General features: G+C 73.3%; 26 protein-coding genes. 20 read left to right on the forward strand and 6 right to left on the reverse strand.

From position 1 onward, the window contains the following. The first annotated feature begins 77 nt into the window (after positions 1 to 77). Positions 78 to 572, forward strand: coding sequence for a sigma-70 family RNA polymerase sigma factor (locus VK611_05210; GenBank protein HMG40703.1), 495 nt, complete (start codon positions 78 to 80; stop codon positions 570 to 572). Next, positions 559 to 1641 (forward strand): hypothetical protein, encoded by a 1083-nt coding sequence (locus VK611_05215; GenBank protein HMG40704.1) that lies wholly within the window; start codon positions 559 to 561, stop codon positions 1639 to 1641. Before VK611_05210 ends, VK611_05215 begins: the two co-directional genes overlap by 14 nt. An 88-nt stretch (positions 1642 to 1729) precedes the next feature. On the opposite strand, the gene VK611_05220 is transcribed toward VK611_05215, so the two are convergent. Beyond that, positions 1730 to 3016 (reverse strand): PQQ-binding-like beta-propeller repeat protein, encoded by a 1287-nt coding sequence (locus tag VK611_05220; GenBank protein HMG40705.1) that lies wholly within the window; start codon positions 3014 to 3016, stop codon positions 1730 to 1732. A 182-nt stretch (positions 3017 to 3198) separates the two neighbouring features. Here VK611_05220 and VK611_05225 point away from each other — a divergent pair, with 182 nt between their 5' ends. Continuing rightward, entirely contained in the window at positions 3199 to 3831 is a 633-nt protein-coding gene (locus tag VK611_05225) for a thiamine diphosphokinase (GenBank protein ID HMG40706.1), read from the forward strand. A gap of 45 nt (positions 3832 to 3876) precedes the next feature. Continuing rightward, positions 3877 to 4344 carry an SRPBCC family protein gene (locus VK611_05230; GenBank protein HMG40707.1) on the forward strand — a complete coding sequence of 156 codons (468 nt, stop codon included), beginning with the start codon at positions 3877 to 3879 and terminating at the stop codon, positions 4342 to 4344. Between the two features lie 56 nt (positions 4345 to 4400). On the opposite strand, the gene VK611_05235 is transcribed toward VK611_05230, so the two are convergent. After that, complete coding sequence (locus tag VK611_05235; GenBank protein HMG40708.1) at positions 4401 to 4736, reverse strand: hypothetical protein; 336 nt, start codon at positions 4734 to 4736, stop codon at positions 4401 to 4403. A gap of 101 nt (positions 4737 to 4837) precedes the next feature. On the opposite strand from VK611_05235, the gene VK611_05240 reads away from it, so the two are divergent. The 6 genes from VK611_05240 to VK611_05265 all read left to right on the forward strand — a co-directional run bounded on the left by VK611_05240 (position 4838) and on the right by VK611_05265 (position 10478). Then, the gene (locus VK611_05240; protein HMG40709.1) at positions 4838 to 5221 is read left to right on the forward strand and encodes a M23 family metallopeptidase; all 384 of its coding nucleotides are present in this window, start codon (positions 4838 to 4840) and stop codon (positions 5219 to 5221) included. Between the two features lie 81 nt (positions 5222 to 5302). After that, complete coding sequence (gene npdG, locus VK611_05245) at positions 5303 to 6043, forward strand: NADPH-dependent F420 reductase (protein ID HMG40710.1); 741 nt, start codon at positions 5303 to 5305, stop codon at positions 6041 to 6043. Positions 6044 to 6051: 8 nt separating this feature from the next. Beyond that, a complete protein-coding gene (gene cysS, locus VK611_05250) occupies positions 6052 to 7164 on the forward strand; it encodes a cysteine--tRNA ligase (protein ID HMG40711.1) in 1113 nt (370 codons plus the stop codon). Between the two features lie 40 nt (positions 7165 to 7204). Beyond that, positions 7205 to 8044 carry a hypothetical protein gene (locus tag VK611_05255; GenBank protein ID HMG40712.1) on the forward strand — a complete coding sequence of 280 codons (840 nt, stop codon included), beginning with the start codon at positions 7205 to 7207 and terminating at the stop codon, positions 8042 to 8044. A gap of 14 nt (positions 8045 to 8058) precedes the next feature. Further along, a complete protein-coding gene (locus tag VK611_05260; GenBank protein ID HMG40713.1) occupies positions 8059 to 8805 on the forward strand; it encodes a lysophospholipid acyltransferase family protein in 747 nt (248 codons plus the stop codon). A gap of 53 nt (positions 8806 to 8858) precedes the next feature. Then, positions 8859 to 10478, forward strand: a complete 1620-nt coding sequence (locus VK611_05265; GenBank protein HMG40714.1) for a hypothetical protein — start codon at positions 8859 to 8861, stop codon at positions 10476 to 10478. Here VK611_05265 and VK611_05270 read toward each other — a convergent pair. Then, positions 10457 to 11401, reverse strand: coding sequence for a nucleoside hydrolase (locus tag VK611_05270; protein ID HMG40715.1), 945 nt, complete (start codon positions 11399 to 11401; stop codon positions 10457 to 10459). The genes VK611_05265 and VK611_05270 overlap by 22 nt on opposite strands. Beyond that, positions 11398 to 12261: a phytanoyl-CoA dioxygenase family protein gene (locus VK611_05275; protein ID HMG40716.1), complete on the reverse strand. Its 864-nt coding sequence runs from the start codon at positions 12259 to 12261 to the stop codon at positions 11398 to 11400. Before VK611_05275 ends, VK611_05270 begins: the two co-directional genes overlap by 4 nt. Positions 12262 to 12370: 109 nt before the next feature. Here VK611_05275 and VK611_05280 point away from each other — a divergent pair, with 109 nt between their 5' ends. From VK611_05280 to VK611_05305, 6 genes are read left to right on the forward strand one after another with little or no spacing between them, the layout of a single operon-like run. After that, complete coding sequence (locus tag VK611_05280; GenBank protein ID HMG40717.1) at positions 12371 to 13831, forward strand: alkaline phosphatase PhoX; 1461 nt, start codon at positions 12371 to 12373, stop codon at positions 13829 to 13831. 52 nt (positions 13832 to 13883) lie between these two features. Next, positions 13884 to 15899 (forward strand): threonine--tRNA ligase, encoded by a 2016-nt coding sequence (gene thrS, locus VK611_05285; GenBank protein ID HMG40718.1) that lies wholly within the window; start codon positions 13884 to 13886, stop codon positions 15897 to 15899. Continuing rightward, positions 15896 to 16402, forward strand: coding sequence for an HIT domain-containing protein (locus VK611_05290; protein ID HMG40719.1), 507 nt, complete (start codon positions 15896 to 15898; stop codon positions 16400 to 16402). The genes thrS and VK611_05290 overlap by 4 nt, the downstream gene beginning before the upstream one ends. After that, a complete protein-coding gene (locus tag VK611_05295; protein ID HMG40720.1) occupies positions 16387 to 18384 on the forward strand; it encodes a hypothetical protein in 1998 nt (665 codons plus the stop codon). Before VK611_05290 ends, VK611_05295 begins: the two co-directional genes overlap by 16 nt. 21 nt (positions 18385 to 18405) lie before the next feature. Then, the gene (locus VK611_05300) at positions 18406 to 18942 is read left to right on the forward strand and encodes a hypothetical protein (protein HMG40721.1); all 537 of its coding nucleotides are present in this window, start codon (positions 18406 to 18408) and stop codon (positions 18940 to 18942) included. A gap of 53 nt (positions 18943 to 18995) precedes the next feature. After that, positions 18996 to 19511: a hypothetical protein gene (locus VK611_05305; protein HMG40722.1), complete on the forward strand. Its 516-nt coding sequence runs from the start codon at positions 18996 to 18998 to the stop codon at positions 19509 to 19511. 74 nt (positions 19512 to 19585) lie between these two features. Here VK611_05305 and VK611_05310 read toward each other — a convergent pair whose 3' ends face one another. Continuing rightward, complete coding sequence (locus tag VK611_05310) at positions 19586 to 20089, reverse strand: hypothetical protein (protein HMG40723.1); 504 nt, start codon at positions 20087 to 20089, stop codon at positions 19586 to 19588. Between the two features lie 41 nt (positions 20090 to 20130). On the opposite strand from VK611_05310, the gene VK611_05315 reads away from it, so the two are divergent. Continuing rightward, entirely contained in the window at positions 20131 to 20628 is a 498-nt protein-coding gene (locus VK611_05315) for a glutathione peroxidase (GenBank protein HMG40724.1), read from the forward strand. A gap of 44 nt (positions 20629 to 20672) precedes the next feature. After that, positions 20673 to 22460, forward strand: a complete 1788-nt coding sequence (locus tag VK611_05320; protein ID HMG40725.1) for a hypothetical protein — start codon at positions 20673 to 20675, stop codon at positions 22458 to 22460. Between the two features lie 7 nt (positions 22461 to 22467). On the opposite strand, the gene fusA is transcribed toward VK611_05320, so the two are convergent. Beyond that, positions 22468 to 24534, reverse strand: a complete 2067-nt coding sequence (fusA, locus tag VK611_05325) for an elongation factor G (protein HMG40726.1) — start codon at positions 24532 to 24534, stop codon at positions 22468 to 22470. Positions 24535 to 24816: 282 nt separating this feature from the next. Between fusA and VK611_05330 the strand changes: the two genes are divergently transcribed. Continuing rightward, positions 24817 to 25518 carry a CDP-alcohol phosphatidyltransferase family protein gene (locus VK611_05330; GenBank protein HMG40727.1) on the forward strand — a complete coding sequence of 234 codons (702 nt, stop codon included), beginning with the start codon at positions 24817 to 24819 and terminating at the stop codon, positions 25516 to 25518. 24 nt (positions 25519 to 25542) lie between these two features. Further along, entirely contained in the window at positions 25543 to 26430 is an 888-nt protein-coding gene (locus tag VK611_05335) for a phosphatidylinositol mannoside acyltransferase (GenBank protein ID HMG40728.1), read from the forward strand. The last annotated feature ends 480 nt before the right edge of the window (positions 26431 to 26910 follow it).

Below are 26910 nucleotides of genomic sequence, written 5' to 3' on the forward strand. Positions count from 1 at the left end.
CTACCGGCGGATGTAGACAATGTCTACTTGTCATCGCTGTAAAGCTCGGCGGGCCCGGCGGACTGTGTAGGGGTTGGATGGTCGACGCGGACTACGACACGGTGTTCCGGGCGGAGCACGACGCCATCGTGCGCAGCGCCTTCCTGGTCACGGGCGACCGGGAGACGGCCCGCGAGGTGGCCCAGGAGGCCTTCGCCGAGCTCCACCGGCACTGGCGCAAGGTGCGCCACTACGACCGGCCGGGTGCCTGGCTGCGCCGGGTGGCGATCCGCAAGGCGGTGCGGGTGAAGCAGCGCCGGCCTGACGTCGGCGTACTGCCCGACGACCTGACGTCGGCAGGCCCCGAGGTCGACGTCGGCGCCGCCACGCTCGACGTGCTCCGGGCGCTGCGCCGGCTCAGCCCTTCGCAACGGGCCGCGATCGTCCTGCACTACTTCGAGGATCGCCCGGTGGGCGAGGTCGCCGAGGCGCTGGGCTGCAAGCCGGCGACGGCGAGCGTCCACCTCCACCGGGCCCGCAACCGGTTGGCCGAGCTGCTCGGCGAGGAGGTCGAGACCGATGTCCCTGGATGAGCGCCTGCGTCACGAGCTGCGCCGAGCCTCCCGCCTGGCCGTGGTCGACCCCGAGGGCGACCACCGGGCGGGGCAGGCGCGGGTCGAGCGGGGCCGCCGTCGGCAGCGGGTGCTGCTGGCGGCAGCGGTCGTCGTCCTCGTCGCCGGGGCCGCGGTCACCGCGATCCAGCTGACGGACGACGGCTCGGGTGACGACACAGTCGCCGGCCCCGGCCCCGGCCCCGGCCCCGGCCCCGGCCCCGGCCCCGGCCCCGGCCCCGGCCCTGGTCCCGCCCAGCCTCGGCCCACCGCACCGCTGCCAGAGGGCGACGCACCGCCGAACGTCGTCGTGACGTCGGCCACCCGGACCGTCGAGCTGCGACCCTTCACGTACTGCTGGACCACCATGTGCGCCGACGGCGTGCCGCCCGACCCGCCCGAGGACCTCGGCGCGGACGACGAGCTCGAGGTCGCCTTCGCCCTCCCGGACTGGGAGCTCACCGCCACCCTGACCGCCGTCGGCCAGGAGCGTCCCCGCTACTTCGAAGTGCCCCTGGAACCGACGGGCGACGGGACGTTCCGGCTGCCCCCGGCCGGCCCTGCCGGTGCCTACGACGTGTCGCTGTTCGGTCGGGGTGAGGGTGGCGACGTCGTCTACGCCTTCCGCTGGACCACGACCGCCGACGGCCCGCTGCCCGAGCCCACCGCCCGGCTGGCGGTGCTGGCCGACAACGACGGCCGGGTCGACAGCTACGGCGTCGAGCTCGAGGTCCGCCAGCTGGCCGAGACCCCGGCGCAGGCCACGGCGACGATCACGGTGCGGGCCCCCGACGGCGGGGAGGTCAGCTTCGCCGCCCCCGGGAACCCCGACCAGCTGAGCACCGAGGGCACCGTCTACTGGTCCGGTGGGATGGAGGACGGGCAGGCCGCGGCGGCGCTGGCCGATGCCGGCCCCTTCACCTACGAGGTGACGCTCGTCCTCGACGGCGTGACCCACCGGGCGACGGCCACCTGGCCCGACGACATGATCGTCGGCAACGAGCCCTCGGTCGCCCTCCACTTCGACCCGGCACTCCCGCCGATGGCATAGCCATGGCGTCCGCCTCTGGTTGGCTCCGCCGGCTCCGCCGGCCAGAGGGTCGGTCGGGCCGGGAGGGCGGTGCGGCGAGCAGGTCAGGTCATGACGGGGCGAGCGCCACCACCTGGTTCGGCGACACGCCGACGTAGAGCCGCCCGTTGCTCACTGCCGGCGCGCCGGTGATGGGAGCGCCGAAGTTCCGGTGCCACAGCGGGTGGCAGGTCGGCCTCCCGCACCCGGCGGCGCGCAGCGCCACCACCCGCCCGGCATCCGTGCCGACGAACACCAGGCCGCCGGCCACCGCCGGCTGCACGCCCGGAGCGCCCACGTCGGCCCGCCACGCCACGTCGCACGCGGCGGCCCCGCAGCCACCTGCCGGCAGCGCCACGAGGTCGCCGTCTTCGAGCGCCACGTAGACCCAGCCCTCGGCCAACGCCGGGTCGGCCGACGGCGCCGCGCCCAGCGCCGCGCTCCACAGCACGTGGCCGTCGGCGGCGTCGAGCGCCAGGAGCGTGCCGTCGTCCGTGCCCACGTAGAGGACCGACTCGTCCGGTGCGAGGACCGGCGAGGTGACCGGCATGCCCGCGGTCGGCGTGGCCCACAGCGGGCAGGGAATCGGGCTGAGGACGATGCCCTCCGGCGGTAGCGCGCAGGGCGCCGGCGGCGTCAACGGGAAGGCCCGGACGCCGACGACGTCGACCAAGGGGACGTAGGACGTCGTGGCAGTGCCCGCGTAGTACAGGCGCTCGCGGCCCAGCGTGGCCGGACGGGCGGGGGCCGGGGCCGAGCCGAAGTGCACGATGCGGTTCCACCCGAACGTCGGGTCGGCCAGGTCCTGCACCTGGAGCGAGAACAAGGAGATACCGGATGCCGGACTGCCGCCCCGCGAGTAGGAGGCCAGCCAGGAGCCGCGCCGCCCGGTCACCCGGTTGCTGGGCACGTCCTCCTGGAAGACGCCGGTGCGGGCGTCCAACCACGCGGTGTCGGACACCCACGCACCCCCGAACCCGACCGTGATGCCATCGGTGAACAGGACGCGATCGCCGTCGACGAACGGGTCGCCGACGGCCCCCGCGACCACCGGGGTCTCCGGGTAGTGCCACCGCTCCGCACCGGTGGCGGCGTCGAACGTGTGGATCATCGTGCTGTCGCTGACGTGGACGTCGGCGTTGGACACCACGGGCGGGCCGACCCGACCGCCGTCGACGTCCATGGTGGCGGTCCACACCGGGGCCAGCGACCGCACCGTGGCGGGCGTGATCACGGTCTCGAACGGGTTGTAGGCGCTGCGGTCGGGCCCCTGACCGGGCGCCGGCCAACAGCCCGTGGCCGCGAGAGCCAGCACCACCGCAGCAGCCACCAGCGCGGGCTTCGAGAATCCGTCCATGAGCCCCCCTCTCGGCCCCGCCGCATCGAGGTGACGGGGCCGCCGCGGCCCAGGCTACGCCGGTCTGCTCCGTTGCGTAGGCGATTCACCACCAACCACTCGGACTGGCCCCGAGCGGTGAAGGGCTACGCCTTCGCTGTCACACTGTCGGCACGTCGGATGCTCCTTCCTCCTCCCAACTCGTGGTCGTGGTCGCTGGTGGCGACCCGCCGTCGCCCCACGCCGCCGACGGGCTGCCGGGCGATGCCTACGTGATCGCGGCCGACTCCGGGCTCGACTACGCACCGAGCCTGGGCCTGCGGGTCGACCTGGTGGTCGGCGACCTCGACTCGGTGAACCCGGACGCCCTCGTCGCCGCCGAGGCCGCCGGCATAACGGTCGAGCGCCACCCTGTCGCCAAGGACCAGACCGACCTGGAGCTCGCCCTCGACCGGGCCATCGCCCGGGCGCCCGAGCGGGTGGTGGTGATCGGCGGCGCCGGCGGCCGCTTCGACCACGTCGTGGCCGGTGTGTTGCAACTGGCGCACGAACGTTACGGCCACGTTGCGATGGAGGCCCGCTTCGGTGCGGCCCGCCTGACCGTCGTCCGAGGCGAGCAGGAGCTCCACGGACAGCCCGGCGACCTGCTCAGCCTGCTCCCCGTCGGCGGTCCCGCCCGGGGCATCACCACCACCGGCCTGCTCTACCCCCTCGTCGACGAGGACCTCCTGCCCGGCACCAGCCGCGGCGTCAGCAACGAGCTGGAGGCCCAGGTAGCGACCGTGAGCGTGAGGGACGGCGTCCTCCTCGCCGTCCAACCCGACGCCCTCGGGTAGCCCCCGGTTTGGGGGTGGTCACCGAGGGCGCGCGACGATCGCTGCGTGGATGTGACCGCCGAGCTCGTGGCGCCCTGCGGGGTGGAGGAACTGTTCACCTGGGTCGGTGACCTGGTCCGCTACCCGGACTGGCTCGACATCGTGCCGACCGCGGTGCCGGCCGAGCCCCACCCGGACGATCGGGGGCCGGCCTGGTCGGTCGACCTCCGGGGCCAGATGGGGCCGTTCGCCCGGTCGAAGCGGCTGCGCATGGTGCGGGTGACCCACCAGCCCCCGCTGAGCGTCCGCTTCGAGCGTGTGGAGCACGACGGGCGCCACCACTCGGACTGGGCGCTGCAGGCCGACGTCGTCCCGCTCGACCCCGAAAACGCCCATCCCTCAAGCCTTTTGCGCATGCAGCTGCACTACGGCGGGGCGCTCGGGGGCCCCATCGTGGAGAAGCTGCTGGCCGACGAGATCACCCGCTCGCGGCCCCGTCTGATCGAGCTCGTCGAGGGCTCGCAGCTCGCCTGAGGCCGACTTCCACAGCTACCCGCAGCGGCGCGTTCGCAGACGCCGGAGCCGCGTGGTCAACGACACGGATTTGTAATACTCGTCATCAAAGCGAGATAAGGTCTCGCCCCCATGCGCCGAGTGAAGCTGATTCCACTCGCCATGGCGGCGGTTCTCGCTGGGGCGATCAACATCATCGGAACGAGCTCAGGGGCCACGGTTCCGCCCGGGGCGGTGGAACGCGAGCTGCGGTCCAAACAGGTCTCGTCGACCGACGAAGCGGCCCAGTCGCCGTTCTTCCTCCTGACGTCGAAGGCCGGGATGGCGGCCGCGATCGCGGCGGCGTCGGCGTCCAGGCCGGGCACGACGGTGCCGCCCACGACCACCACCACGGCTCCTCCCACCACGACCACGACGGCACCCCCTCCGCCGCCGCCACCTCCTCCTCCGCCGCCGCCCCCGCCGCCTCCCCCTCCGCCGCCGCCCCCCGCCGCCCCCGCCGTTCCTCTGTCCGGTGCAGGGCGGCGGCCTCAACTTCGTCGACAGCTGGGGCTACGCCCGCTCCGGCGGCCGGGGCCACAAGGGGACCGACATGATGGCGGCCTACGGGACGCCGACCGTCGCTCCCGTCAGCGGTCGGGTGGAGCACCGCTCCGTCAGCCTCGGCGGCAGCGCCTGGTTCCTCTACGGCGACGACGGCAACACGTACTACGGCGCCCACCTGTCGGGGTACGAGAGCGTCGGCGTCGGCTGGGTCCCCCAGGGCGCGGTGATCGGCTACGTCGGCAACAGCGGCAACGCCGCCGGCACCGCGCCGCACCTGCACTTCGAGATCCACCCCGGCGGCGGCTCGGCCGCCAACCCGTTCCCGACCGTCAACCCGGCCTGTCCCCGGTGACGGGCCGGGTACAGGCCCAGGTCGCGGCCACGGCGAGTAGCAGGTTGGTATCGGAACGGGCGCGCCCCTACGGTGTCGCCCGTGCGCATTGGGATCCTGGGTGGAACGGGCCCGGCCGGCAGTGCTCTCGCGGCTCGGCTGGCGTCCGTGGGCTTCGATGTGGTCGTCGGCTCCCGGTCGAAGTACCGGGCCATGGAGGCCGTCGACACGCTGCTGGACCGCTGGAGCGACCGGAAGCTGTCGATCTCGGCGGGCGACAACTCGGGTGCGGCGGCCGCCGACCTCGTGGTGCTGGCCACGCCGTGGGACGGCGCCACGCAGACCGCGCACTCGGTCGGCGACAAGCTGCGGGGCAAGGTCGTCATCTCGATGGCCAACGCCCTCACCCGCATCGGCAAGGAGTTCCAGCCGCTGGTCCCGCCCCGCGGGTCGGTGGCGGCGAGCGTGCAGGCCGCCGTGCCTGACTGCATGGTGGCCGCGGCCCTGCACCACGTGCCGGCAAAGGAGCTGGGCGACCTCAACGAGCCGATCGAGAGCGACGTGCTGATCTGCTCCGACCACCCCCGCGCCGGGGAGATCACCAGCGAGATCGTCGCCAAGATCCCCAACATGCGACCCCTCGACGCCGGCGAGCTGGCCATGGCGACGCCGATCGAGTCGTTCACCGCCGTGCTGCTGCAGCTGAACATGCACTACAAGACCCGTGTGGCGGTGAAGTTCACGGGCGTGCCGGAGCAGAAGCGGGTCGTGCCGGCTCCGGCCCCGGCCGCTTCCGAGGCGGCCGCCGCGCCCAAGGCCCCTCCCGCCAAGTCCGCCAAGTAGTGGCCGCCATGCGGCTGTACGACACCGCCCGCCGCGAGGTGGTCCCGTTCGAGCCCGGGCCGGTCGTCACCATGTACACGTGCGGCATCACGCCGTACGACGCCACCCACCTGGGGCACGCCGCCGTCTACCTGACCTACGACGTGCTGCAGCGGCGGCTGCGCGACATCGGCCACGAGACCCGCTGCGTCCGCAACGTGACCGACGTCGACGACGACATGCTCCGCAAGGCGCGGCAGCTGGGCGTCCACTACCTCGACCTGGCCGCGGCGGAGACCGCCCGCTTCGACGACGACATGCGGGCGCTCGACGTGCTGCCGTCGTGGAGCGAGCCGCGGGCGACCTCGGCGATCGCCGACATCCGGGGCTTCATCGGCATGGTGCTCGACCGGGGCTTCGCCTACACGTCCGGAGGCGCCGTCTACTTCGACGTGTCCAAGTGCGAGCGGTTCGGGAACCTGAGCCACCTCTCCCGGGAGGAGATGGTGGTGCTGGCGGCCGAGCGGGGCGGCAACCCCGACGACCCCGACAAGGACGACCCGCTCGACTTCGTGCTCTGGCAGCCGTCGGCCGAGGACGAGCCGGCCTGGGAGTCGCTGTGGGGACCGGGACGTCCCGGCTGGCACATCGAGTGCTCGGCGCTGGCGCTGCGGGAGCTGGGCACCACCATCGACCTGCACGGCGGCGGGACCGACCTGATCTTCCCGCACCACGAGTGCGAGGCCGCCCAGTCGGAGGCGGCGACGGGGGAGCCGTTCGTGCGCCACTGGATGCACCAGGCGATGGTGCGGATGGACGGCGAGAAGATGTCGAAGTCGCTGGGCAACCTGGTGTTCGTGTCGGAGCTGCGCAAGGAGTGGGACCCCCGGGCGATCCGCCTGGCGATCCTGCAGCACCACTACCGGCACAGCTGGGAGTGGCGTGAGGACCTGATGGCCGAGGCCTTCGAGCGCCTGCGCCGCTGGGAGGCCGCCGGCGACGGCGACGGTGCGCTCGACGAGGTGCGCGCGGCCCTCGACGACGACCTCGACACCCCCGCTGCGGTCGCCGCGATCGACGAGGTCGTCGCTGCCGGCAAGGGCGCAGCGGCGTCCGCGGCCCTCCTCGGCGTGACGCTCTAGCCGACGCCGGTAGCGGGTCGGCCCGGCATAGGGTCGGGACGTGGGGGAGAGGGGCCATCGCCGGTCGCGGATCGGGGCCGTCGTCGTCGCCGGGCTCGGCGTGCTGCTCGGCGCCTGCATCGTCACCGTCAGCCGCCTCGACCTCGGCATCGACCTGGGCGATCGCTGCCGGGAGTCGTCCCAGGAGATGATCGCGGCTGCCGCGGCGGGCGACCGGGAGGCCCTTGCCGCTCAGCTGGACGACGGCGCCGATCCGAACCTCGACGTCGGTGGCAGGACCCCACTGTCGTGCGCGGCCGCGGCGGGCCGCCAGTCGACCGTTCGCCTGCTCCTCGCCTCAGGGGCCCGGCCGGGCCCCGACGCCCTGGACGCGGCGGTGCGGGGACAGGCCGGGCTCCTGATGACGTTCGAGCCGCCCGTTGCCGACCCGGGGCGGACGGCGGTGGCGGAGCTGCTGCTCGACCGGGGCGTCGATCCCGACGGCGGGCCCGAGGGACCGAGCCCGCTCCTCTACGCCGCCTGGAGCGGTCAGACGGAGCTGGTGTCGCTGCTGCTCGACCGGGGCGCCGGCCCCGACCACGGCGGCGAGGTGTCGGCGGCCTACGTCCTGCTCGCCCAGGGACAGGTGCCGACGAGCGTCCCGACGTCGCTGCCGGCACCGCGGGGCGACACGGTCGACAACGTGCCACCGCTGGTGGGTGCCGCCTGGGGAGGGCACCTCGAGATCGCCGTGGTGCTCCTCGATGCCGGGGCCGATCCGAACCTCGCCGCCGACGGGACGTTCTCACCGATGCTCGCCGCCACGGCACGCGGTGACCGGGCGATCGTGGACCTGCTGCTGGCTCGTGGGGCGGCCCCGCCGCGGGAGCGCGGAGAGTGAGGCAGAATCGGGGAGTGGCAGACCAGGAGGAACGGCGGGAGTTCGGGTGGTTGTACCCCGCCGCGCGCCTCGTGGTGGCGCCGACGGCCCGGTTCGCGTGGCGCATCAGGACCGAGGGGCTCGACCACCTGCCCGACGACGGGCCCGCCATCCTCTGCCCCAACCACACCTCGGTGCTCGACTCGTTCATCCTCCCGTCGGCGCTGCCGCGGCGGATCACGTTCGTCGGCAAGGCCGAGTACCTCGACAACTGGAAGACCCGCACCCTGTTCCCGGCGCTCGGCATGATCCCGATCGACCGGTCGGGCGGGAGGGGCGGCGAGCGGGCGCTCGACATGGCCGCCGGGCTGCTCGACCAGGGCGAGCTGTTCGGCATCTACCCCGAGGGCACCCGCAGCCGTGACGGCCGCCTCCACAAGGGCCACACCGGCCCCGCCCGGCTGGCGCTGCGCACCGGGGCACCGCTGGTGCCCGTCGGCCTCGTGGGCACCCGGCGGATCATGCCGCCGGAGGCCAGGTTCCCCCGGCTCTTCGCCCCCGCCGCCGTCCGCATCGGCCGGCCGATCCGGGTCGACCACTACCAGGGGCACGGCGACCACCGGCTGGCGCTGCGCCAGATCACCGACGAGCTGATGTACGAGATCCGGGCGCTGTCGGGCCAGGACTACGTCGACGAGTACGCCACCAAGCGTCGCTCCGACCCCGAGGCCGAGGTCCCGATCGCCCGCTCGTCCGCGGAGGTGCTGCCCCGGGCGGTGTGACCGGGCGCGGGCGGGCAGGCACGATGAGGGCAGGGGCGATGAGGGCAGGGGCGATGAGGGCAACGGCCGCGGACGACGTCGACGTCATCGTCGACCTGCGCGAGCCGGGCGAGGGCACGTCGACCCCCTCCCGGAGGACGGGAGCGGTGGTCCTGGCGGTCGCCGTGCTCGTGCCGCTGCTGCTGTTCGGCTGGCGGGCGCTCCAGGCACCCGTCAACTTCGACGGCGCCATGAACCTCCAGGTCGCGGCCCGCCTGGCCGACGGCGACGGCTACACCCGCAACTACGGGGACGTCGAGGAGTTCCCCCACGAGGTGCAGACCAACGGGCCGTACATCTACGCGGCGGCAATGGGGATCGCCCTCCTGGGCCACGACCAGCTCGGCTACCAGGCCGCCAACCTCCTGTTCGTCGCCGGCTTCGCGGTGACCGTGGCGCTGCTCCTCCGCGCCCGACCACGGTGGCTCCGGGCGGCGGGGCCGGTGGTGGTATTGCTGGGCGTGCCGTCGATCGGGGTGTACGCCCTGGGCGGCCTGGGCGAGGTGCCCACCACGTTCTTCCTGTTCCTCGCCGTGCTGGCGATCGCCGCGGCCCTGCGCTCGATCGAGCGGGCGCCCCTGTGGGTGCTCGGGGCGTCGGTGGCGTTCGGCGCCGCGCTGGCCACCAAGACGTTCGCGGTCGGTGCCGCCGCGGCGCTGGCGGTCGGGGTCGCCGCCGTGCTCCTCACCGTGCCGACGCGGCGGACCCGGGTGCAGGTGGTGCTGGCGACGGCCGGGGTCGCGCTGGTGCCGGCGGTCCGTGAGCTCCACAAGCTCGTGAGCCTCGGGTCGCTGGGCGAGTACCGCGCCTGGTGGAACGTCGAGCGCAGCGCCGCCGCCGACCAGTCCGGCCTCGAGGACACCGGCGGCAGCCTGTTCAGCACCTTCGGTGACCACCTCCAGGAGCTGTCCCGCCAGGTCGACTTCCCGGCGCCGCTGCTTGCCGTGGTCCTGTTCCTGCCGCTCGCCTGGGTCGGCCTCCTCGTCGTCGCCCGGTGGCGCGCCGACGGACTGGGCCCCACCTTGAGCGACCCGCACCTGGCCGTGCTCGTGATGCTGGCCGGCCTGGCGGGCCTCTACATCGCCTGGTGGCTGTGCTTCCTGCCCGAGAGCAAGCTCTGGGTGCGGCGGATGCTGCCCGGCCTGTTCGCCCTCCACGTCCTCTACCTGTTCATGGTCCCGGGGCTGGTGGAGACCGTGCGCGCCCGGCAGCGCGCGGTAGGCATCGTCGCCGCGCTCGGGTTGGCGGCGGTGGTCGTCGCGGCCGTGCCCTACGGCTGGGCGCGGGTCGACGACAACACCCGCGACCTGGTCGACGGCGAGCAACCGTGGCTCGAAGCCGACGAGGACGCGGCGACCTACATCCGTGAGCACCAGGACCTCCGCTGGTACGGCGACGGCTGGTGGTCGGCGCCGGCGGTGAGCCTCATGGCGCGCACCGACCTCCGGGACCTCTCCGAGATCGACGTCGAGACCGGGCCGTGCGACCTCGACCCCGACCGCGACCGCCTCGTGTGGGACCTCGACGCCCGCGGCGTCGCCGGCACCCCCTCCACCCGCGACGGCACCTTCGTGTTCACCGAGGTGGAGAGCTACGACGGCTACGTGCAGATCTACGCCGTCGGCTGCGGCTGACCGGCGATGGTCGTGACCAGCTCGTAGGCGACGGCGGCGGCGTCGGCGGCACGGACGACCGACGTGGGGCGGCCGGTCGACGACTTCGCCAGCAGGGCGTTCCCGGGCATGCCGTGGACGGAGAGGCCCAGCGTCGCCCGCGTCTCGACGTCCGGGGCGACGACGCCGACCACCGCGAGCGGGTCGTGGAGGCGGACGTGGGCGACGTCGGGGTCGTCCGAGCGGCTGCGCAGGAACGACACCCAGCCCTCCATCTGCTCGTCGAGCGCGGCGCCGAGGTCGCCGGCCGCCGCGATCGCCGCCCGGTCGTCCTCACCGAGCACCAACACGTTGGTGACGTCCTGCGGCACCAGCCGCAACGGCAGCGGCAGTCCCAGGCACACCGCGGCGGCCAGCGGGTCGCCGTTGAGGTTGAAGTCCGGGATCGCCGGCAGGAGGGGCCCGCCGGGGATCAGGCCGTAGGGCCCCAGGCAGCCGCCCATCAGGTGCACGGCCGCCACCGCCTCGTGCAGCTCCGGGTGGGCGGTCAGCACGGTGGCCACGTTGGTGAAGGCGCCGACCCCGCAGACGTGCACCGGGTCGGTGGCACCCCGCAGCACCTCCACCATCACGTCCTCGGCGGAGGGGGCGTCGTCGGCCACCTTGCCCAGCGGCTCCCGGGCGACGATGCCGACGGGCATCGTCGACGACGCCTCGCCCAGCGGATCGGCGGCCCCCAGGCCGACGGGCACGTCGCCCCGCCCCATCAGGTCGAGCAGCCCCTGGGCCAGGGCGGCCCGCCGCCGGACGTTGCCGTTGACGGTGGTGACGCCCAGCAGCCGGCACCGCGGGTCGCGCGCCAGGAACGCCAGGGCGATCGCGTCGTCGCAGTCGGTCCCCAGGTCGGTGTCGAACAGGATCGGGACGGGCGCCGGGGAGCTCACGACGCGGCCCCGGACCGGGACCACACGAGGGGGAACTGGTCGTCGTGGTCGAGCCGGTCGCCCGGCTGGTAGGCGGCCTGCTCCTCCCGGGTCCAGGTCCACGCCCCGGGCCAGCTCGTGGCATCCGACCGGTCGAGCGTCGTCCCGTCGGCCATGTACACGATCGACATCGCCCGGCGGCGCCCGTGGGTCATGTTGGCCCCGGCGCCGTGGGCGATGAACCCGTTGTGGGCCACGGCGCCGCCGGCCGGCAGCGGGCAGAAGACGGGGTCGACACCCGCCCACGACGGGTTCGCCTCGAACAGCCCGCCCAGGTCGCTGCCGATGTGGGCGTTGCGCATGCTCTGCTCCTTGTGGGTGCCCGGCAGGTAGGCGAGGCAGCCGTTGTTCGGCGTGGCGTCGTCGAGCGCCACCCAGAACGAGACGCAGTGCGAGCTGTCGAAGGCGAAGATCGGCCCGTCGATGTGGAACGCCGTCGGATGCCCCCACGGCTCCTTCACCAGCGCCTGGTCCTGCCAGATGCGCACGGCGTCGACGCCCTCCAGTTCGGCGCCCAGCCGGGCCAGCTCGACGTCGAACACCAGCTGCCGCATCCGGTCGCTGGACTTCCAGAGGAAGAGCCGCTGCGTGAACACCCGGTTGTAGTACTCGTAGCCGGCCCGCTGCTCCGGCTCGAGCTTCGCCAGCAGCTCGGGTCGGTCGCGGCGGTGGGGGACCCGCAGGTCGGCCCGCTCCACCACGGCCTCGTCGAACGCCGCGCGCCACTCGTCGAGCTCGTGGTCGTCGAGCAGCTTGTCGATCACCAGGAAGCCGTCCTCCCGGTACCGCGCGACCTGGTCGTCCGTGACCTGCGTGTGCATGGGCGCCTCCCCCCGACAGCAGACGACATGCTCGCACGTCCGTCGTCCGACCGCCCGGTGGGCTCCGGCGCGAGACTGTGGTTGGCTGACAGGCAAAGGGAGGGTGAACATGGGTGGACTCGACCGGCGGACGTTCCTGGCGAGCGCGGCGGCGGGAACCGCCACGGCCGCGACCCTCGGAGGCTTCGCGGGGTTCCTCGCCGGCCCGGCGGCCGCGACGCCGCAGCCGACGCTGGGCCCGTTGCCGGACGAGCGCGACGGCATCGTGCGCCTGTGGCTGCCACCGGGGTTCGCGTACCGCTCGTTCCACGACACCGAGTCGCCGGTCGTGCTCGACGACGGCACGGTCCTCCCGGGCCGCCACGACGGGATGGCGGCGTTCCGGGGACCGCACGGCAACGTGGTGCTCGTCCGCAACCACGAGGTGAACGCCCCGGGACCGGCGTTCGGCGACGCCGGCAAGGCCTACGACCCGATGGCCCAGGGCGGCACCACCACCGTCGAGGTCACCCGCCACGGCGAGGTCGTGTCGGCCCGCACCAGCCTCAACGGCACGCAGATGAACTGCAGCGGCGGGCCGATGCCCTGGGGCAGCTGGATCACCTGCGAGGAGACCGTCAACGGCCCCGACGTGGGGCCCGACTTCACCGGCGTGTCCAACGTGCCGTTGACCCAGCGGCACGGCTTCGTCTTCGAGGTCCCGGCGCACGGCGAGTCGAACCGGGAGCCCATCACCGCGGCCGGACGCTTCCTCCACGAGGCCGTCGCCGTCGACCCCCTGCACGGGGTGCTGTACATGACCGAGGACAACTTCGGCTTCCCCTCGGGCTTCTACCGGTACAAGCCGAAGCGCCACCCGCTGCTGACACGGCGGATCGACAACCAGGGCCGCCTGCAGATGCTCGCCGTCGTCGGCCGGCCCGGCGCCGACCTCGCGGCGTCGCAGGCACCGGGCGCCTCCTACCGGGTGCGGTGGGTCGACATCGACGACCCCAACCCGAGCTTCCCCTACACGCCCGGCCAGACCGCTCCGACCGCCAACGACACCGCGCTGAACCACGTGGGCAGCCAGGGGCGGGCCCAGGGTGCGGCCCGCTTCTCCCGGCTCGAGGGCGCCACCTACGACCGGGGCGTCGTGTACTTCACCTCCACCCAGGGCGGCGGTACGCCGGAGCCCGGCCCCAGCGACCCGGTCGGCGGCTGGGGCAACGGCAGCGGCCAGGTGTGGGCCTACGACACCCTCCGCCAGCGGCTGCGCCTCGTCTACGAGTCGCCGGGGCCCGATGTGCTCGACCTGCCCGACAACGTCACCGCCAGCCCCGGAGGGACGCTGGTGCTGTGCGAGGACAGCAGCGGCGACAACTACCTGCGTGCGCTCACGCCGCAGGGGAAGATCTGGAACCTCGCCCTCAACCGGCTGGTGAGCAGCACCGGCACCCCGCGGTTCGGCGACGAGTTCGCCGGGGCGACGTTCAGCCCCGACGGCAGGACACTCTTCGTCAACATCCAGGCCAGCCGCGGCGTGACGTTCGCGATCTGGGGCCCGTGGTCCCGCGTCGGGATCCGCTAAGACCACCAAAGGGTTCGGGGCGGGTGCCGGCGGGTCGGTAATCTCGCCCCTCATGGCCGAGATCCACGTGACGCTGCCCGACGGTTCCCAGCGAGAGCTGCCCGTCGGCACGACGGCGGGGGATCTCGCGGCCTCGATCGGGTCACGGCTGGCCAAGGCCGCCGTGATCGCCGAGGTCAACGGCGAGGAGCGCGACCTCGTCACCGAGCTGCACGACGGCGACCGCGTCGCCATCGTCACCGCCGACTCGGCCCAGGGCCTCTACACCATCCGCCACTCCACCGCCCACGTGCTGGCGCAGGCGGTGCTCGACCTGTTCCCGGGGGCCACCTTCGGCATCGGGCCGCCGGTCGAGGACGGCTTCTACTACGACTTCCAGCTCCCCGGCGGTGCCACCTTCAGCACCGAGGACCTGGAGCGCATCGAGGCCCGCATGCGCGAGCTCATCAAGGAGCACCAGCCGTTCGTGCGCGACGAGATCGACGCCGAGGCGGCCCGCGCCATCTTCAAGGACCACCCGTTCAAGCTGGAGATCATCGACAACGCGTCGACCGACCCGATGTCGGGCACCAGCGCCGCCGGCCAGGTCCGCACCTACGAGAACCCGCCGCCGAAGCCCAAGGAGCACCCGCCGTTCCAGGGCGTCGACGGCTTCGTCGACCTGTGCCGCGGCCCGCACGTGCCCGACACCGGCAAGCACCTGGGCCACTTCAAGCTCATGCGGGTGGCCGGGGCCTACTGGCGGGGCGACGAGCGCAACCCCCAGCTCCAGCGCATCTACGGCACCGCCTGGGCGTCGAAGCAGGCGCTCGAGGACCACCTCCACCAGCTGGAGGAGGCCGCCAAGCGCGACCACCGCAAGCTGGGCGCCGAGCTCGACCTGTTCAGCTTCCCCGAGGAGATCGGCTCCGGCCTGGTGGTCTTCCACCCCAAGGGCGGGCTCATCCGGCGGCTGATGGAGGACTACTCCCGGCAGCGCCACGAGCAGGCGGGCTACGAGTTCGTCTACTCGCCGCACATCGCCAAGGAGAGCCTGTACCAGATCTCCGGCCACCTCGGCTGGTACTCGGAGGGCATGTACCCCCCGATGCACCTCGACGAGAAGCCCGGCGAGGAGGCCCACACCGGCGACCGGTACTACCCGAAGCCGATGAACTGCCCGTTCCACATGCTGATCTACCGCCACCACCTGCGGTCGTACCGGGAGCTGCCGCTGCGGCTGTTCGAGTTCGGCACGGTGTACCGGTACGAGAAGTCGGGCGTGGTGCACGGCCTGATGCGGGCTCGCGGGTTCACCCAGGACGACTCCCACATCTTCTGCACCCCCGAGCAGCTGCAGGACGAGCTGGCCAGCCTGCTGAAGTTCGTCATCGACCTGCTGCGCGACTTCGGCTTCGAGGACTTCGAGGCCGAGCTGGCCACCCGCCCCGAGAAGTTCGTGGGCGACCCGGCCGACTGGGACGAGGCCGAGACGGCGCTCAAGTACGCCATCGAGTCGGCCGGCGTGCCGTACGTGCTGGCCGAGGGCGAGGGCGCCTTCTACGCCCCGAAGATCGACGTGCACATCCGCGACGCCGTCAAGCGCCGCTGGCAGATGTCCACCCTGCAGGTCGACTTCCAGTTCCCGCAGCGCTTCGACCTGGAGTACATCGGCCCCGACAACCAGAAGCATCGCCCGCGGGTGATCCACCGGGCGCTGTTCGGGTCGGTCGAGCGGTTCTTCGGCGTGCTCACCGAGCACTACGCCGGCGCCTTCCCCACCTGGCTGTCGCCGGTGCAGGTGCGGGTGCTGCCGGTGCGCTCCGACCACCACGACTACGCCGGCAAGCTGGTCGAGCGGCTCAAGGGCGACGGCTTCCGGGCCGACACCGTCGAGGCCGACGAGCCGCTGGGCGGGCGGATCCGCAAGGCCAAGCTGGAGAAGATCCCCCACGTGCTGGTGGTGGGCGACGACGACGTCGCCGGCTCCACCGTCGGCGACAACCCGCGGGGAGGCGCGGTCGAGCGCGATCTGCCCGTCGACACGTTCGTCGAGCGGCTCCGCGCCGAGATCGCGGCCCGCAGGTGACCCTCGACCGCATGTGGGCCGGCTGGCGGACGGCCTACGTGGCGGCGGCCGGCAACGGTGAGATCGCGGGCACGGGCTCGGTGTTCCGCCGCATCCTCGACGCGGGCCTGCCCGACGAGGAGGCCTACATCGTGTGGCGGGGGCGTGAGGTGTTCGCCATCCTCAACGCCTACCCCTACACCAGCGGACACCTGCTGGTGATGCCCTACCGCGAGGTCGCCGAGCTGGAGGACCTCACCGAGAGCGAGGCCGCCGAGCTGTGGGCCGGGGTCCGCGCTGGGGTGCGGGCGGTGAAGACCGCCTACGGTGCGCAGGGCGTGAACGTCGGGATCAACCTCGGGGAGGCCGCGGGGGCGGGGGTGCCCTCGCACCTGCACGTCCACGTGCTGCCCCGGTGGATGGCCGACTCCAACTTCATGACGTCGATCGCCGAGACCCGTGTCCTGCCCGAGGCGCTGCCCGCCACGTGGCGCAAGGTGCGGGAAGCGTGGCCGGTCGCGTGACGTCCGACGGGTGGGAGTGGCCGCAGCCCCCACCGCCACCGACGCCGGGGGTGCCACCGGGAGCTCCGGGCCGACGTCCGGGACCACCACCAGGTCCTCCCGGTCCTCCTGGCCCGCCGCCGGGTCCGGCTCGACGCCAGCGGCAACCGCAGCCGCCGACCCAGTGGCCCGCCGGGCCGCAGACCGACGCGGGCGGCTACGGCGACGGCGTCTGGGACGACGAGGCCGGCAGCTACCTGCGGCGCCGCCGCGAGAGCCGCCAGGCCGCCCGCCAGGCCCGTGACGAGCGCCCGCCGCCCGAGCGGGAGCGGCCCGAGCGAGCGCCCCGCACCACCCTGTGGCTGACGCTCGGGGTGGCGCTGCTGTCGTTCGGCCTGCGGGCCTACACGGCGCTGGCCAGCTTCGAGACCGCCGACGAGCGCGGCTGGATGATGCGGTCGTCGCGCTTCTGGGGTGCGCTGTCGTCGTTCGACTTCAAGGGCACGGCCGCCTCCGCCCAGGGCCAGGGCGACTCGCTGCCCGGCATCACCACCATGTGGGTGGGCACGATCGGGCGGGGGATCTGGGCCGCGGGCGCCAGCTTCGGCCTGTGGGACTCGACCGACCCGGCGTCGCGGGGCGGGGCCAGCGGCTTCACCTACACGCGCAGCGGCCTCGACGTCGCCCAGCTGACGATGGCCCTGTTCACCAGCCTGCTGCTGGCCGTGGTGGTGCTGCTGCTGGTGGCGTGGGTCGGGCGCCTCGCCGCCGGCGTGGCCGGGGTGCTGATCGCCACCGAGCCGTTCCTCGTCGCCCACGGCGCCGTGCTGCACACCGACGAGCTGCTCGCCCTGCTGGGCCTGGCCGCCCTGGTGGCGGCGGCGCTGGCGCTGGGCCTCCCCAACGTGACGCAGTGGGCGGGCCAGCGGCGCACGGGCGCACTCGCGGGCGCCCTCCTGGTGGCCGCGGTGCTCACCAAGGCGACGGCGGTGCTGCTGCTCGTCCCGCCGCTGGGCCTGATGGTCCTGTGGGCGACCTGGCGGGCCCTCGGGCGCCGGGGCGTGGGCTCGGGGTGGCGGCCGCTGTTCCGGGTGCTGATCTTCGCCGGCCTGGCCGCCGGCGTGCTGTTCGTGCTGGGCAACCCGGCCCTGTGGGGCGACCCAATGGGGCAGCTGCGGCTGCTGGCCAAGGCGGCCCTGGGCAGCGACGCCGGCGGGCAGCGCCAGTTCTTCCTGGGCGACTCGGTGCTGACGCCCGGCCCGACCTTCTACCTGGTCGCCCTGCCGTTCCGGATGACGCCGTGGCTCATGGTCACCGGCGTCGTGTCGCTGCTGGCGGTGTGGCTGCAGCCGGCCACCCGCGGGTTCGCGCTGGCCGTGACGCTGATGGCCGTCCCGCCGCTGGCGTGGCTGAGCATCTCGGCCCGCCAGTTCGACCGCTACGGCCTGATGCTGGTGCTGCTGGTGGCGGTGGTGGTCGGCGTGGTGCTGGCGGGGGTGGTCGACGCCTTCGCCGCGGGTGACCGGCCGGATCTCCTGCGCTGGGTCGCGGGCGGTGCCGCGGCGCTGCTGGGGGCGCACGCGTTCCTGGTGTCCCCGTGGGGGCTGGCCTACTTCAACCCGGCGCTGGGCGGGTCGGGCCAGGCCACCGAGACGCTCCGGGTGGGCTGGGGCGAGGGCGTGGAGCAGGCCGGAGGGCTGATCGCCGAGGTGGTCGAGATGGGCGGCGGCAGCTGTGACGACGTCACCGTCGACGGCTACTGGGCGCTGGTGTCGCAGGAGCGCTGCGGGCGGCTGCCGGTGGTGGGGGAGGAGCCCGACTACGTGGTGGTGTACGTGAGTGCCCGGCAGGGCCAGCCGGGGCTGACCGCCCGCCGTACCGAGGGCCGCGAGGTGGTGGCCGACAAGTCGATCCGCGGCATCACCTACCTGCAGATCTACGGCCCGCGCACGCCGTCGGCCGCCGAGGTCGAGGCACCCGCTCCCGAGTCGCCCGCTCCGTGACGGCCTGGCTACCCTCGCACGGTGCCTGAGGTGCCCGAGGTGTCGGAGGAGACGGTCCCGAGCGACGACGAGGTCGTCGACGAGCTCCCGGAGGACCTCGACGCGGCCGGCTACGTCGGCCCGTACATGTTCCCCGACAACAACCGTCGGCGGATCCCGGGCTACCTCTACCTGATCGTCGCCGCGGCGGCGGTCGCCGTGTGGGCCACGGTCGACTCGCCCTATGTCAACGACGGCTTCCTCTACGCCGCCGCGCTGCTGGCGGCGTTCGGCCTCTACCACCTGGTGGCGGGCTGGAACCTCCGCGTCGACGAGCGCGACGCCCTGGTGGCCGCCAGCCGCGAGGTCGGCTTCCCGGTGGGCCACGCGTCGGCCCAGCTCGGCTGGCGCGGGCTGCTGAGCCGCCCGACCTGGCGCATCCTCCTGTACTCCGCCGAGGCGCCGCCCGAGAAGCGGGGCCTGGTGCTGGTCGACGGCGTCGACGGCGCCATCGTCGAGCACTTCGTGGAGGACAACCCCGAGGATTGGTCGGACCTCGACGCCGAGGCTGCGTCCTAACCCGGCGAAGGCCGGTCCGGCAACCTGCGGAAAACGCCTACGTTTGGGGCCCGATGACGTTGATTCCGCTGTTCGCGCTGGTGTTCACGATCGCCGCCTTCTGGTGGGTCTTCCTCCGTCGGGGGCGGATCACCACCGCGGCGCCGGACACCTACGCGACACCGCCCGGCCCCACGTTGCGGCTGCGCTTCCCCTTCGTGCTGCTCAACACGGGTGCGGTGCCGATCGTCGTCGCCGACCTGCGCCTGATCGTCGACCGGGTGCACGAGTTCCACTGGTCGAGCGTCCGCAAGAAGGTGTCGCCCTCGATGGACGACTTCCTCGACGCCGCCGCCCCCTTCGCCGTGAAGGGCCGTGACGCCGTGCAGGTGTTCGCCGAGTTCGGCCAGGTGCCGCCGGAGTGGCGCCCCGACCCGGGTCAGGCCTACACGGTGCGCCTCGAGGTGAAGGACCAGCGCGGCCGCTGGGTCCCGTGCGTCGACTTCGAGTGGTGGGCGCCCGTCCGCGCCGATCTCATGACGGCCACGGTCGCCCACCGCAACGCCGCCGCCGGCGGCCCGCTGCTGTAGCCCCTGTAGCCCGGCGAAACCTCGACAGAGCGCGTCGCTATGGCGCCACCTCTGTCGAGGTTTCGGTCGTGGCGCTAGGCCCGGACCTCGTTCAGTGTCAGCTCGGCGGCCCGAAGGTGGGTGACGCCGGCGTCGACCGCGCTGCGGACGATGTCGAGGGCGCTCACGCGGCGGGCGCTGCTGTCGTCGAGGAGGCCGAGGCGCTCCCAGTCCTTGGCGGCGACGCCGTCGACGCGGTCGGCCAGTGCGTTGGCCTCCAGCCCGAGCTCGGCCAGGCGCTCGTGCACCGGGCCGGTGGGCGAGCCGGGGCGGTCGCGCAGCGCCGGGTCGACGTCGCTCGGGTCGAGGTGCGGGGTGTCCTCGCGGAGCACCCGCTGCAGCGCCCGGTCACAGGCGGCGATCGCCCACGCGGCCGCCACCACGTGCTCGACCCCGGTCCACCCGTTGCTCGCCTTCCGGTGCGCCACCTCGTCGGGCGACTCGTCGTCGCCGAGACCCGTGAAGAGGGCCCGGTACCGTCGTTCCAAGCTGCGCAACGCCACCACAGCGTCCGCCGGCGCCAGCTTCGACATGTCCATGCCGGGTTTCTAGCGCGATGGCGCCGGTAGCGTGCGACGTCATGGCAGACGAGAGCTTGTACGACACCCCCATCCACGCCCTCAACGGGTCCGACCTGGACCTCCACGGCTTCGAGGGCGAGGCCGTCCTCGTCGTCAACGTGGCCTCCCGCTGCGGGCTCACCCCGCAGTACACGGGACTGGAGGAGCTGCACGAGCGCTTCAAGGACCACGGCTTCACGGTGCTGGGCGTGCCCTGCAACCAGTTCATGGGCCAGGAGCCGGGCACGGCCGAGGAGATCGCCGAGTTCTGCAGCACCACCTACGGCGTCACCTTCCCCATGACCGAGAAGGTGGAGGTCAACGGCGAGGGCCGCCACTCGCTCTACCAGCAGCTGGTCGACGTGCCCGACGCCGAGGGCCACACCGGCGACATCCGCTGGAACTTCGAGAAGTTCCTGGTGGCACCCGGCGGCAAGGTCGTCGCCCGCTTCGCCCCGCAGACCGAGCCGCTCAGCGACGAGGTCGTCGCCGCCGTGGAGGCGAACGTCCCGAGCTGACGCCCCCGTAGCGCGGGTGACCGGTGGGCTACGTTCACCCGCTGGTGACGCGGCCGAACAGCTCCCTCACGGTGGTGGTCGGCCTCACGGCGCTGCTGTCCATCCCGCTGGCGGTGGCGGCCGGCGTGGCCCACAGCCCCCGGTGGTACCCGCTCTACGACCTGGCGATGACCGAGATGCGGGTCCGGGACGTCGGCCTCGCCCACCCGCCGCTGGTCGGCCTGCCCGGACGGCTCGGCGGCTTCGGCCTGCAGGGGAGCCACCCCGGCGCCCTCAGCTTCTACGCACTGGCCCCGACCTACCGGCTCCTCGGCTCCACGGCCTGGGGCATGGAGGTCGGGGTGGCGGTGCTGAACGCCGTCGCCGTGGGTGTCGCCCTGGTGATCGCCCGGCGCCGCGGTGGGCTGTGGGCCTGCCTCGGTGTGGCCGCGGCGCTGGCGGTCGCGATGCGGGCCTTCGGCCCCGAGATCATGACCCACGCCTGGAACCCGTTCATGCCGGTGCTGTGGTGGGTGGTGTTCCTGCTCGCCGTGTGGTCGGTGCTCGACGACGACCTGCCGTGGCTGCCGGTGGCGGTGTTCGCCGGGTCGTTCTGCGCCCAGACCCACATCTCGTACGTGGTGATGGTGGGCGTGCTGGGTGGGTTGGCGGTGGCGTCGGTGGTCGGGCGGGCCTGGCAGGAGCGGGGAGAGCCGGCGCAGGTACGGCGGGCGGGCGTGTGGCTGGCGGGGTCGGCGGGGCTCGCGCTGCTGCTGTGGGCGCCGGCGCTCGTCGAGGAGCTCCGGAGCGGCACCGGCAACCTGACGGTCGTCGTCGAGGGGTTCCGCGACCCGCTCACCCCACCGATCGGCCTGCGGGACGGCCTGGAGATCTGGTTCTCGCGCCTCGATCCGTGGGGGTTCGTCACCGGCGAGGCGCACGGCGGGCCGGGGGCGACGCTGCGGGCGGTGGCGTTGCTGCTGGCCTGGGCGGCGTCGGTGGTTCTGGCCTGGCGCCGGCGCGACGAGTCGCTCCTGCGGCTGGACCTGGTCCTGGCGGTCTCGCTGGTGGTCGGGCTGCTGTCGCTGACCCGGATCTCCGGGGTGCCGTGGTTCTACCTGCACCTCTGGGGTTGGGGGACGGCCGCGCTCCTGGCGGTGGCGACGGTGTGGGGTCTCGCGGTGTCGGTCGACGCCGCCGGCGAGCTGCCGGAGGGCTGGCGCCGGCGGGGGCCGGCGGTGCTGGCCGTGGGGCTGGTGCTGGTGGTCGGGTCCTCCACCTGGTCGGCTGCCTACCGGGAGGAGCCGGTGGCGAGCCTCACCGAGGGCATCCGCGGCGTCGCGCCGGCCGCGGTGGAGACGCTGCGGCGCGACGGCGCTCCCGGCGGCGGCCCCGACGGTCGCTACCTGGTGCAGTGGGTCGACCCCGTCGCCATCGGCGACCAGGGCTGGTCGCTGCTGTCGGAGCTGGAGCGGGTGGGCCTCGACGCCTACGTGACCCCGGCGTTCGCCACCGGTGCCCGGGACCATCGCGTGCTGTCGCCGGGGGACGCCGCCGCCACGGCCACGGTGACGCTGGTGGTCGGGCCGCCCATCGAGGAGTTCCGGCACCGGCAGGGCGCGGTCGAGCTGTCGTACTTCGAGCCGCGCACCCGGGCCGAGCAGGCCCGCTTCGCCGAGCTGCGGGAGCTGGTCGAGGCCGAGATGGCCGCCGCCGGGGTCGACCCGGGCGTGCTCGACGTGAGCCTGTTCCTCGCCGGGCAGCAGCCGGGCCTGTCGCCCGAGGCGGGGGCGGCGCTGGCGGAGATGCAGCAGCTGGGCCTGCCCCTGGCCGTGTTCGTCGAGCCGACTTGAGCCGCCGCTAGTCCGTGTGCTGGACCTCGCGGCGCACCGCGTCGACCAGGTTGGCGGGGAGGACGTCGTAGTGGTCGTGGTCGGCGCGGAAGCGGCCCCGGCCACCCGTGAGCGACCGCAGGTCGATGGCGTAGCGCTGGATCTCCGACGTCGGCACCAGGGCGACGACGGTGCCCTCGCCGCTGCCGTCGGCCTCGCTGCCCTGCACCCGGCCCCGGCGGGAGTTGAGGTCGCCCATCACGTCGCCCTGCTGGTCGAGCGGCGCGGTGACCTCCAGGCGGCTGATCGGCTCCAGGACCACCGGCGACGCCTGCGCCATGGCGGCCCGGAACGCCAGCCGCCCGGCCACCCTGAACGCCATCTCGGAGCTGTCGACCGAGTGCTCCTTGCCGTCGGTGAGCGTCACCCTCAGGTCGACCACCGGGTAGCCGTTCACGCCCCCGGCGCCCATGGCCTCCTCGATGCCCTTCTGCACCGCCGGGATGTAGCCCCGGGAGATGGCGCCGCCCACCACCTTGTTCTCGAACTGGAAGCCCTCGCCCCGGGGGAGCGGCTCGAGGTCGATCACGCACACGCCGAACTGGCCGTGGCCGCCGGTCTGCTTCTTGTGCTTGCCCTCGACGCCGTTCGCCGCATCGGTGACGGTCTCCCGGTAGGCGACCCGCACGTCCTCGGTGTCGACGTTGGCGCCGAACTTGCGGCCCAGCTTCTCCATCGTGATCTGCAGGTGCGTCTCGCCGGTGCCCCACAGCAGCGTCTGGTGGGTCTCGTCGTTGCGCTCCACCACCAGCGCCGGGTCCTCGTCCTGCAGGCGGTGGAGGGCAGGGACCAGCCGGTCCTCGTCGGCCTGGGTCCGGGGGACGACGGCGACCGCGAGGGTGGGCCGCGGCGCCACGATCGATGGCACCGAGACCGGCATGTTCTTGGGCGACAGGGTGTCGCCGGTGGCGGTGGCGCTCAGCTTGGCGACCGCCCCGATGTCGCCGGCGACCAGGCGCTTCGCCGGCTCCTGCTCCTTGCCCCGCACGCAGAGCAGGCCGTGGAGGCGCTCGTCGTTGCTGCTGCGGGTGTTGAGCAGGTGGTCGTCGGGCTCGATGGTGCCGGAGAGCACCCGGAACAGGCTGATCTGGCCGACGTAGGCGTCGGCGACGGTCTTGAACACGAAGGCCAGGGGGTTGCCGTTGGCGTCGGGCTGCACCTCGACCTCGGTGTCGCCGGCGCTGACCGTGACGGGCCGGTCGAGGGGGGAGGGGCCGATCTCCACCAGGAAGTCGGCCAGGCGGTCGATGCCGATCTCCGCCGTGGCCGAGCCGACGATCACGGGGAACACGGTGGCGGCGGCGATGCCGTCGTGGAGGGTGTGCTCCAGCTCGGCGACGCTGGGCACGTCGCCCTCGAGGTAGCGCTCCAGCAGGTCGTCGTCGGCCACCACGATGCCCTCGACCAGGCTTTCGTGGACCTCGTGCTCGAGCTGCTCCATCTCGTCGGGGATGTCGGCCTCGGTGGGGATGCCGTTCTCGTAGAGGTGCGCCCGGTCGGTGAGCAGGTCGGCGATGCCCCGGAAGCCGGCCTCCTCGCCGATCGGCAGCTCCAGCGGGGCGATGCCGGCGCCCAGTCGGTCCCGCAGCTGGGCCAGCGTGCGGTCGAAGCTGGCGCGCTCCCGGTCGAGCTTGTTGACGAACACCATCCGGGGCAGGCCCAGCTCGGCGGCGATGCGCCACACCACCTCGGTCTGCACCTCCACGCCCTCGACGGCGCTCACCACGAACACCGCCAGGTCGGCCACCCGCAGCGCCGCGGCCACCTCGCCCACGAAGTCGGCGTAGCCCGGCGTGTCGATCAGGTTGACCTTGTGGTCGTGCCACTCGAACGGTGCCACCGCCAGCTGGAGCGACAGGCCGCGCTGGCGTTCCTCGGGGTCGAAGTCGCAGGTCGTCGTGCCGTCCTCGACCCGCCCCATGCGGCTGATGACACCCGCGCGGTGGAGCAGCGCCTCGGCCAGGCTCGTCTTGCCGGAGCCACCGTGGCCGACGAGAGCGACGTTGCGGATCTGCGCGGTCGAGTAGCTCTTCACCGGGCTCCCCCCTTGGAGTGGTGCGACTCCTTGCATCTGCGAGTGCTCGGCGCTTCGCGGCCGAGAGGTCGAGCCACGCGTGGCCACCCCGCTCTTGGCGCCTGGCGGCGCCGGGCCGCTCGGGCCACAGGGGTGCCGTGTGTCACTCGTGCCGTGTCGGGGAGGGTAGCGGGTGTACGCAGACGAGGGCGGTGGGTGGTTACGCTGACGGGAGCACGTGGTGTGTCCCCCGCCCGCCGACTGCGCCGAGCGGAGCTGCGTGCCCGATCCAGGAGACCAACGATGTTCGATGGACGGTGGCGGAGCACGTTCGAGACGGGATTGCGGCCGGTCGGCCAGCAGATCCGCCGGACGGGCATCACCGCCAACCACCTGACCGCCACCGGTCTGGTGATGGCCGGCGCCGCGTCGGTCACGATCGCCAACGGCTTCCTGAGCGCGGGGATCCTGCTGCTCGTGTTGACCGCCGTGCCCGACGTGCTCGACGGTGCCGTGGCCAAGGCCTCCGGCACCGCGTCGCCGCGGGGAGCCTTCTTCGACTCGGTCGTCGACCGGGTGAGCGACGCCCTGCTGCTCGGCGGCGTGGCCTGGTACCTGGCGTCGCAGCCGGGGAGCGGCCGCATCGCCGTGCTGCCGATGGCCGTGCTGGGCGCCTCGATGCTCGTCTCCTACGAGCGGGCCAAGGCCGAGGGCCTGGGCTTCTCGGCCCGGGGTGGCCTCATGGAGCGGGCCGAGCGGCTCGTGATGCTGGGCATCGGCCTGCTGTTCGACAGCCTGCTCGTGCCGGTGCTGTGGGTGATGCTGGTGTTGACGCTGTTCACCGCCGGCCAGCGCTTCGTGACGGTGTGGCGGCAGGCGTCCGCGCCGGTGCCGTCGCAGCCCCTGCGGGGACGCTGGCGCACCCGCCGGGTGTCCCGGTCGACCCGCCAGGTATGGCGTCGCCGGCGCGTGCTGCCGCGGCGCACGTCCCGCAACGCCCGCTGACGATCTGCTTGTCGTAGCTCGTCGGTGGACCTGATCACGCCGGCCTACCAGCTCGCGTCGACGCTGGCCCAGCGTCTGCCGAAGCGCGTGGTGGAAGGCGGTGCCCCGTGGGTGGCGGGGCTGTTCGCCCTGCGTCCCACGCCCAAGCGGCAGATCGTGGAGCGTCACCAGCAGCGGGTGACGCCGGGGCTGCACGGGGTGGCGCTGCGGCACCGGGTGCGCGACGTCTACCGGTCCTACGGCCGCTACTACGCCGAGTCCTTCCGGCTGCCGGGCACGACGGAGGACGAGCTCGACGACCGCTTCCGGGTGGAGGGCTACGAGCACTTCGCGGCGGCGCTGGAGGGCGACATAGGGACGATCGCGGTGCTGCCGCACCTGGGGAGCTGGGAGTGGATGGCCCAGTGGTTGGCCCGGGTGCGCGAGGTGCCGGTCACGGCGGTGGTCGAGCGGCTGGAGCCGCCGGCGCTGTTCGAGTGGTTCACCGAGTTCCGGCGCGAGATGGGCCTGCACATCGTGCCGTTGGGGCCCGAGGCCGGGAAGGCCGTGTCGCAGGCGCTGAAGGCGAGGCACGTGATCGCCCTGCTCAGCGACCGCGACATCACCGGCGGCGGTGTCGAGGTCGAGTTCTTCGGCGAGCGCACCACCCTGCCGGCCGGCCCGGCGACGCTGGCGCTGCGGACGGGGGCGACCCTGCTGCCGGTCGCCATGTACGACGAGCCCGGCGGCGGCCACCTCGCCGTCGTCAAGCCCCCGCTCCCGGTCGAGCGCAAGGGCTCGTTCCGCGAGGACGTCACCCGCCTCACCCAGGACATCGCCGAGGTCCTGGAGGACCTCATCCGGGCCGACCCGTCCCAGTGGCACCTCCTCCAACCCAACTGGCCCAGCGACCGCACCCCCGTCCGCCTCTAGCCCCGGGGAGCCCCGACGTCGAGTGGCGCGTCGCGTCTCAGTGGCGGGAGCGGGATGAGCTGCGAAGTTGCCGCCGGACTGTGAGACTCCGAGGGTGTCCGTGCCTTCTGGACTTGCGCTCGTGGCTGCGCTAGTCGGACTGGCCTCGTTGGGGACCGCCACCAGCTGCGGGGGCCGGTCCGACTGGGACCCTGGAGTGCGGGTCCGGCGTCCTCGTCTGGTGGTCGCCTGGCGATGTTCCGGATGCTGCCAGTCATCGGCTCTGCGTCAACGGCGCCTGTGAGCCGGTCGGGCCGGCTGCTGTCGGTAGCGGCGGCCAGTACCTGTCGGTCGCTCCGGCCTCGGGGATCCCCGAGGACGACGTGACAGCTGAACTGACGCTTCTCGACGACCAGGGTGCCCAGATGGCGGTCTTCAGCGGTAAAGGCCACAAGTCCGGACGCTGCTGTCCGGGCGTCGCGTTCCGTGTCACCACGGCAG

This window comes from Acidimicrobiales bacterium, from assembly GCA_035316325.1.
Taxonomy (GTDB): Bacteria; Actinomycetota; Acidimicrobiia; order Acidimicrobiales; family VFJN01; genus DASXTK01.

Coding starts and splice junctions, on each gene's coding strand:
- VK611_05210 (HMG40703.1), top strand. CDS start 78: ATGGTCGACGCGGACTACGACACGGTGTTCCGGGCGGAGCACGACGCC.
- VK611_05215 (HMG40704.1), top strand. CDS start 559: ATGTCCCTGGATGAGCGCCTGCGTCACGAGCTGCGCCGAGCCTCCCGC.
- VK611_05220 (HMG40705.1), bottom strand. CDS start 3,016: ATGGACGGATTCTCGAAGCCCGCGCTGGTGGCTGCTGCGGTGGTGCTG.
- cysS (HMG40711.1), top strand. CDS start 6,052: ATGCGGCTGTACGACACCGCCCGCCGCGAGGTGGTCCCGTTCGAGCCC.
- VK611_05265 (HMG40714.1), top strand. CDS start 8,859: ATGAGGGCAACGGCCGCGGACGACGTCGACGTCATCGTCGACCTGCGC.
- VK611_05275 (HMG40716.1), bottom strand. CDS start 12,261: ATGCACACGCAGGTCACGGACGACCAGGTCGCGCGGTACCGGGAGGAC.
- VK611_05280 (HMG40717.1), top strand. CDS start 12,371: ATGGGTGGACTCGACCGGCGGACGTTCCTGGCGAGCGCGGCGGCGGGA.
- thrS (HMG40718.1), top strand. CDS start 13,884: ATGGCCGAGATCCACGTGACGCTGCCCGACGGTTCCCAGCGAGAGCTG.
- VK611_05305 (HMG40722.1), top strand. CDS start 18,996: ATGACGTTGATTCCGCTGTTCGCGCTGGTGTTCACGATCGCCGCCTTC.
- VK611_05310 (HMG40723.1), bottom strand. CDS start 20,089: ATGGACATGTCGAAGCTGGCGCCGGCGGACGCTGTGGTGGCGTTGCGC.
- VK611_05315 (HMG40724.1), top strand. CDS start 20,131: ATGGCAGACGAGAGCTTGTACGACACCCCCATCCACGCCCTCAACGGG.
- VK611_05330 (HMG40727.1), top strand. CDS start 24,817: ATGTTCGATGGACGGTGGCGGAGCACGTTCGAGACGGGATTGCGGCCG.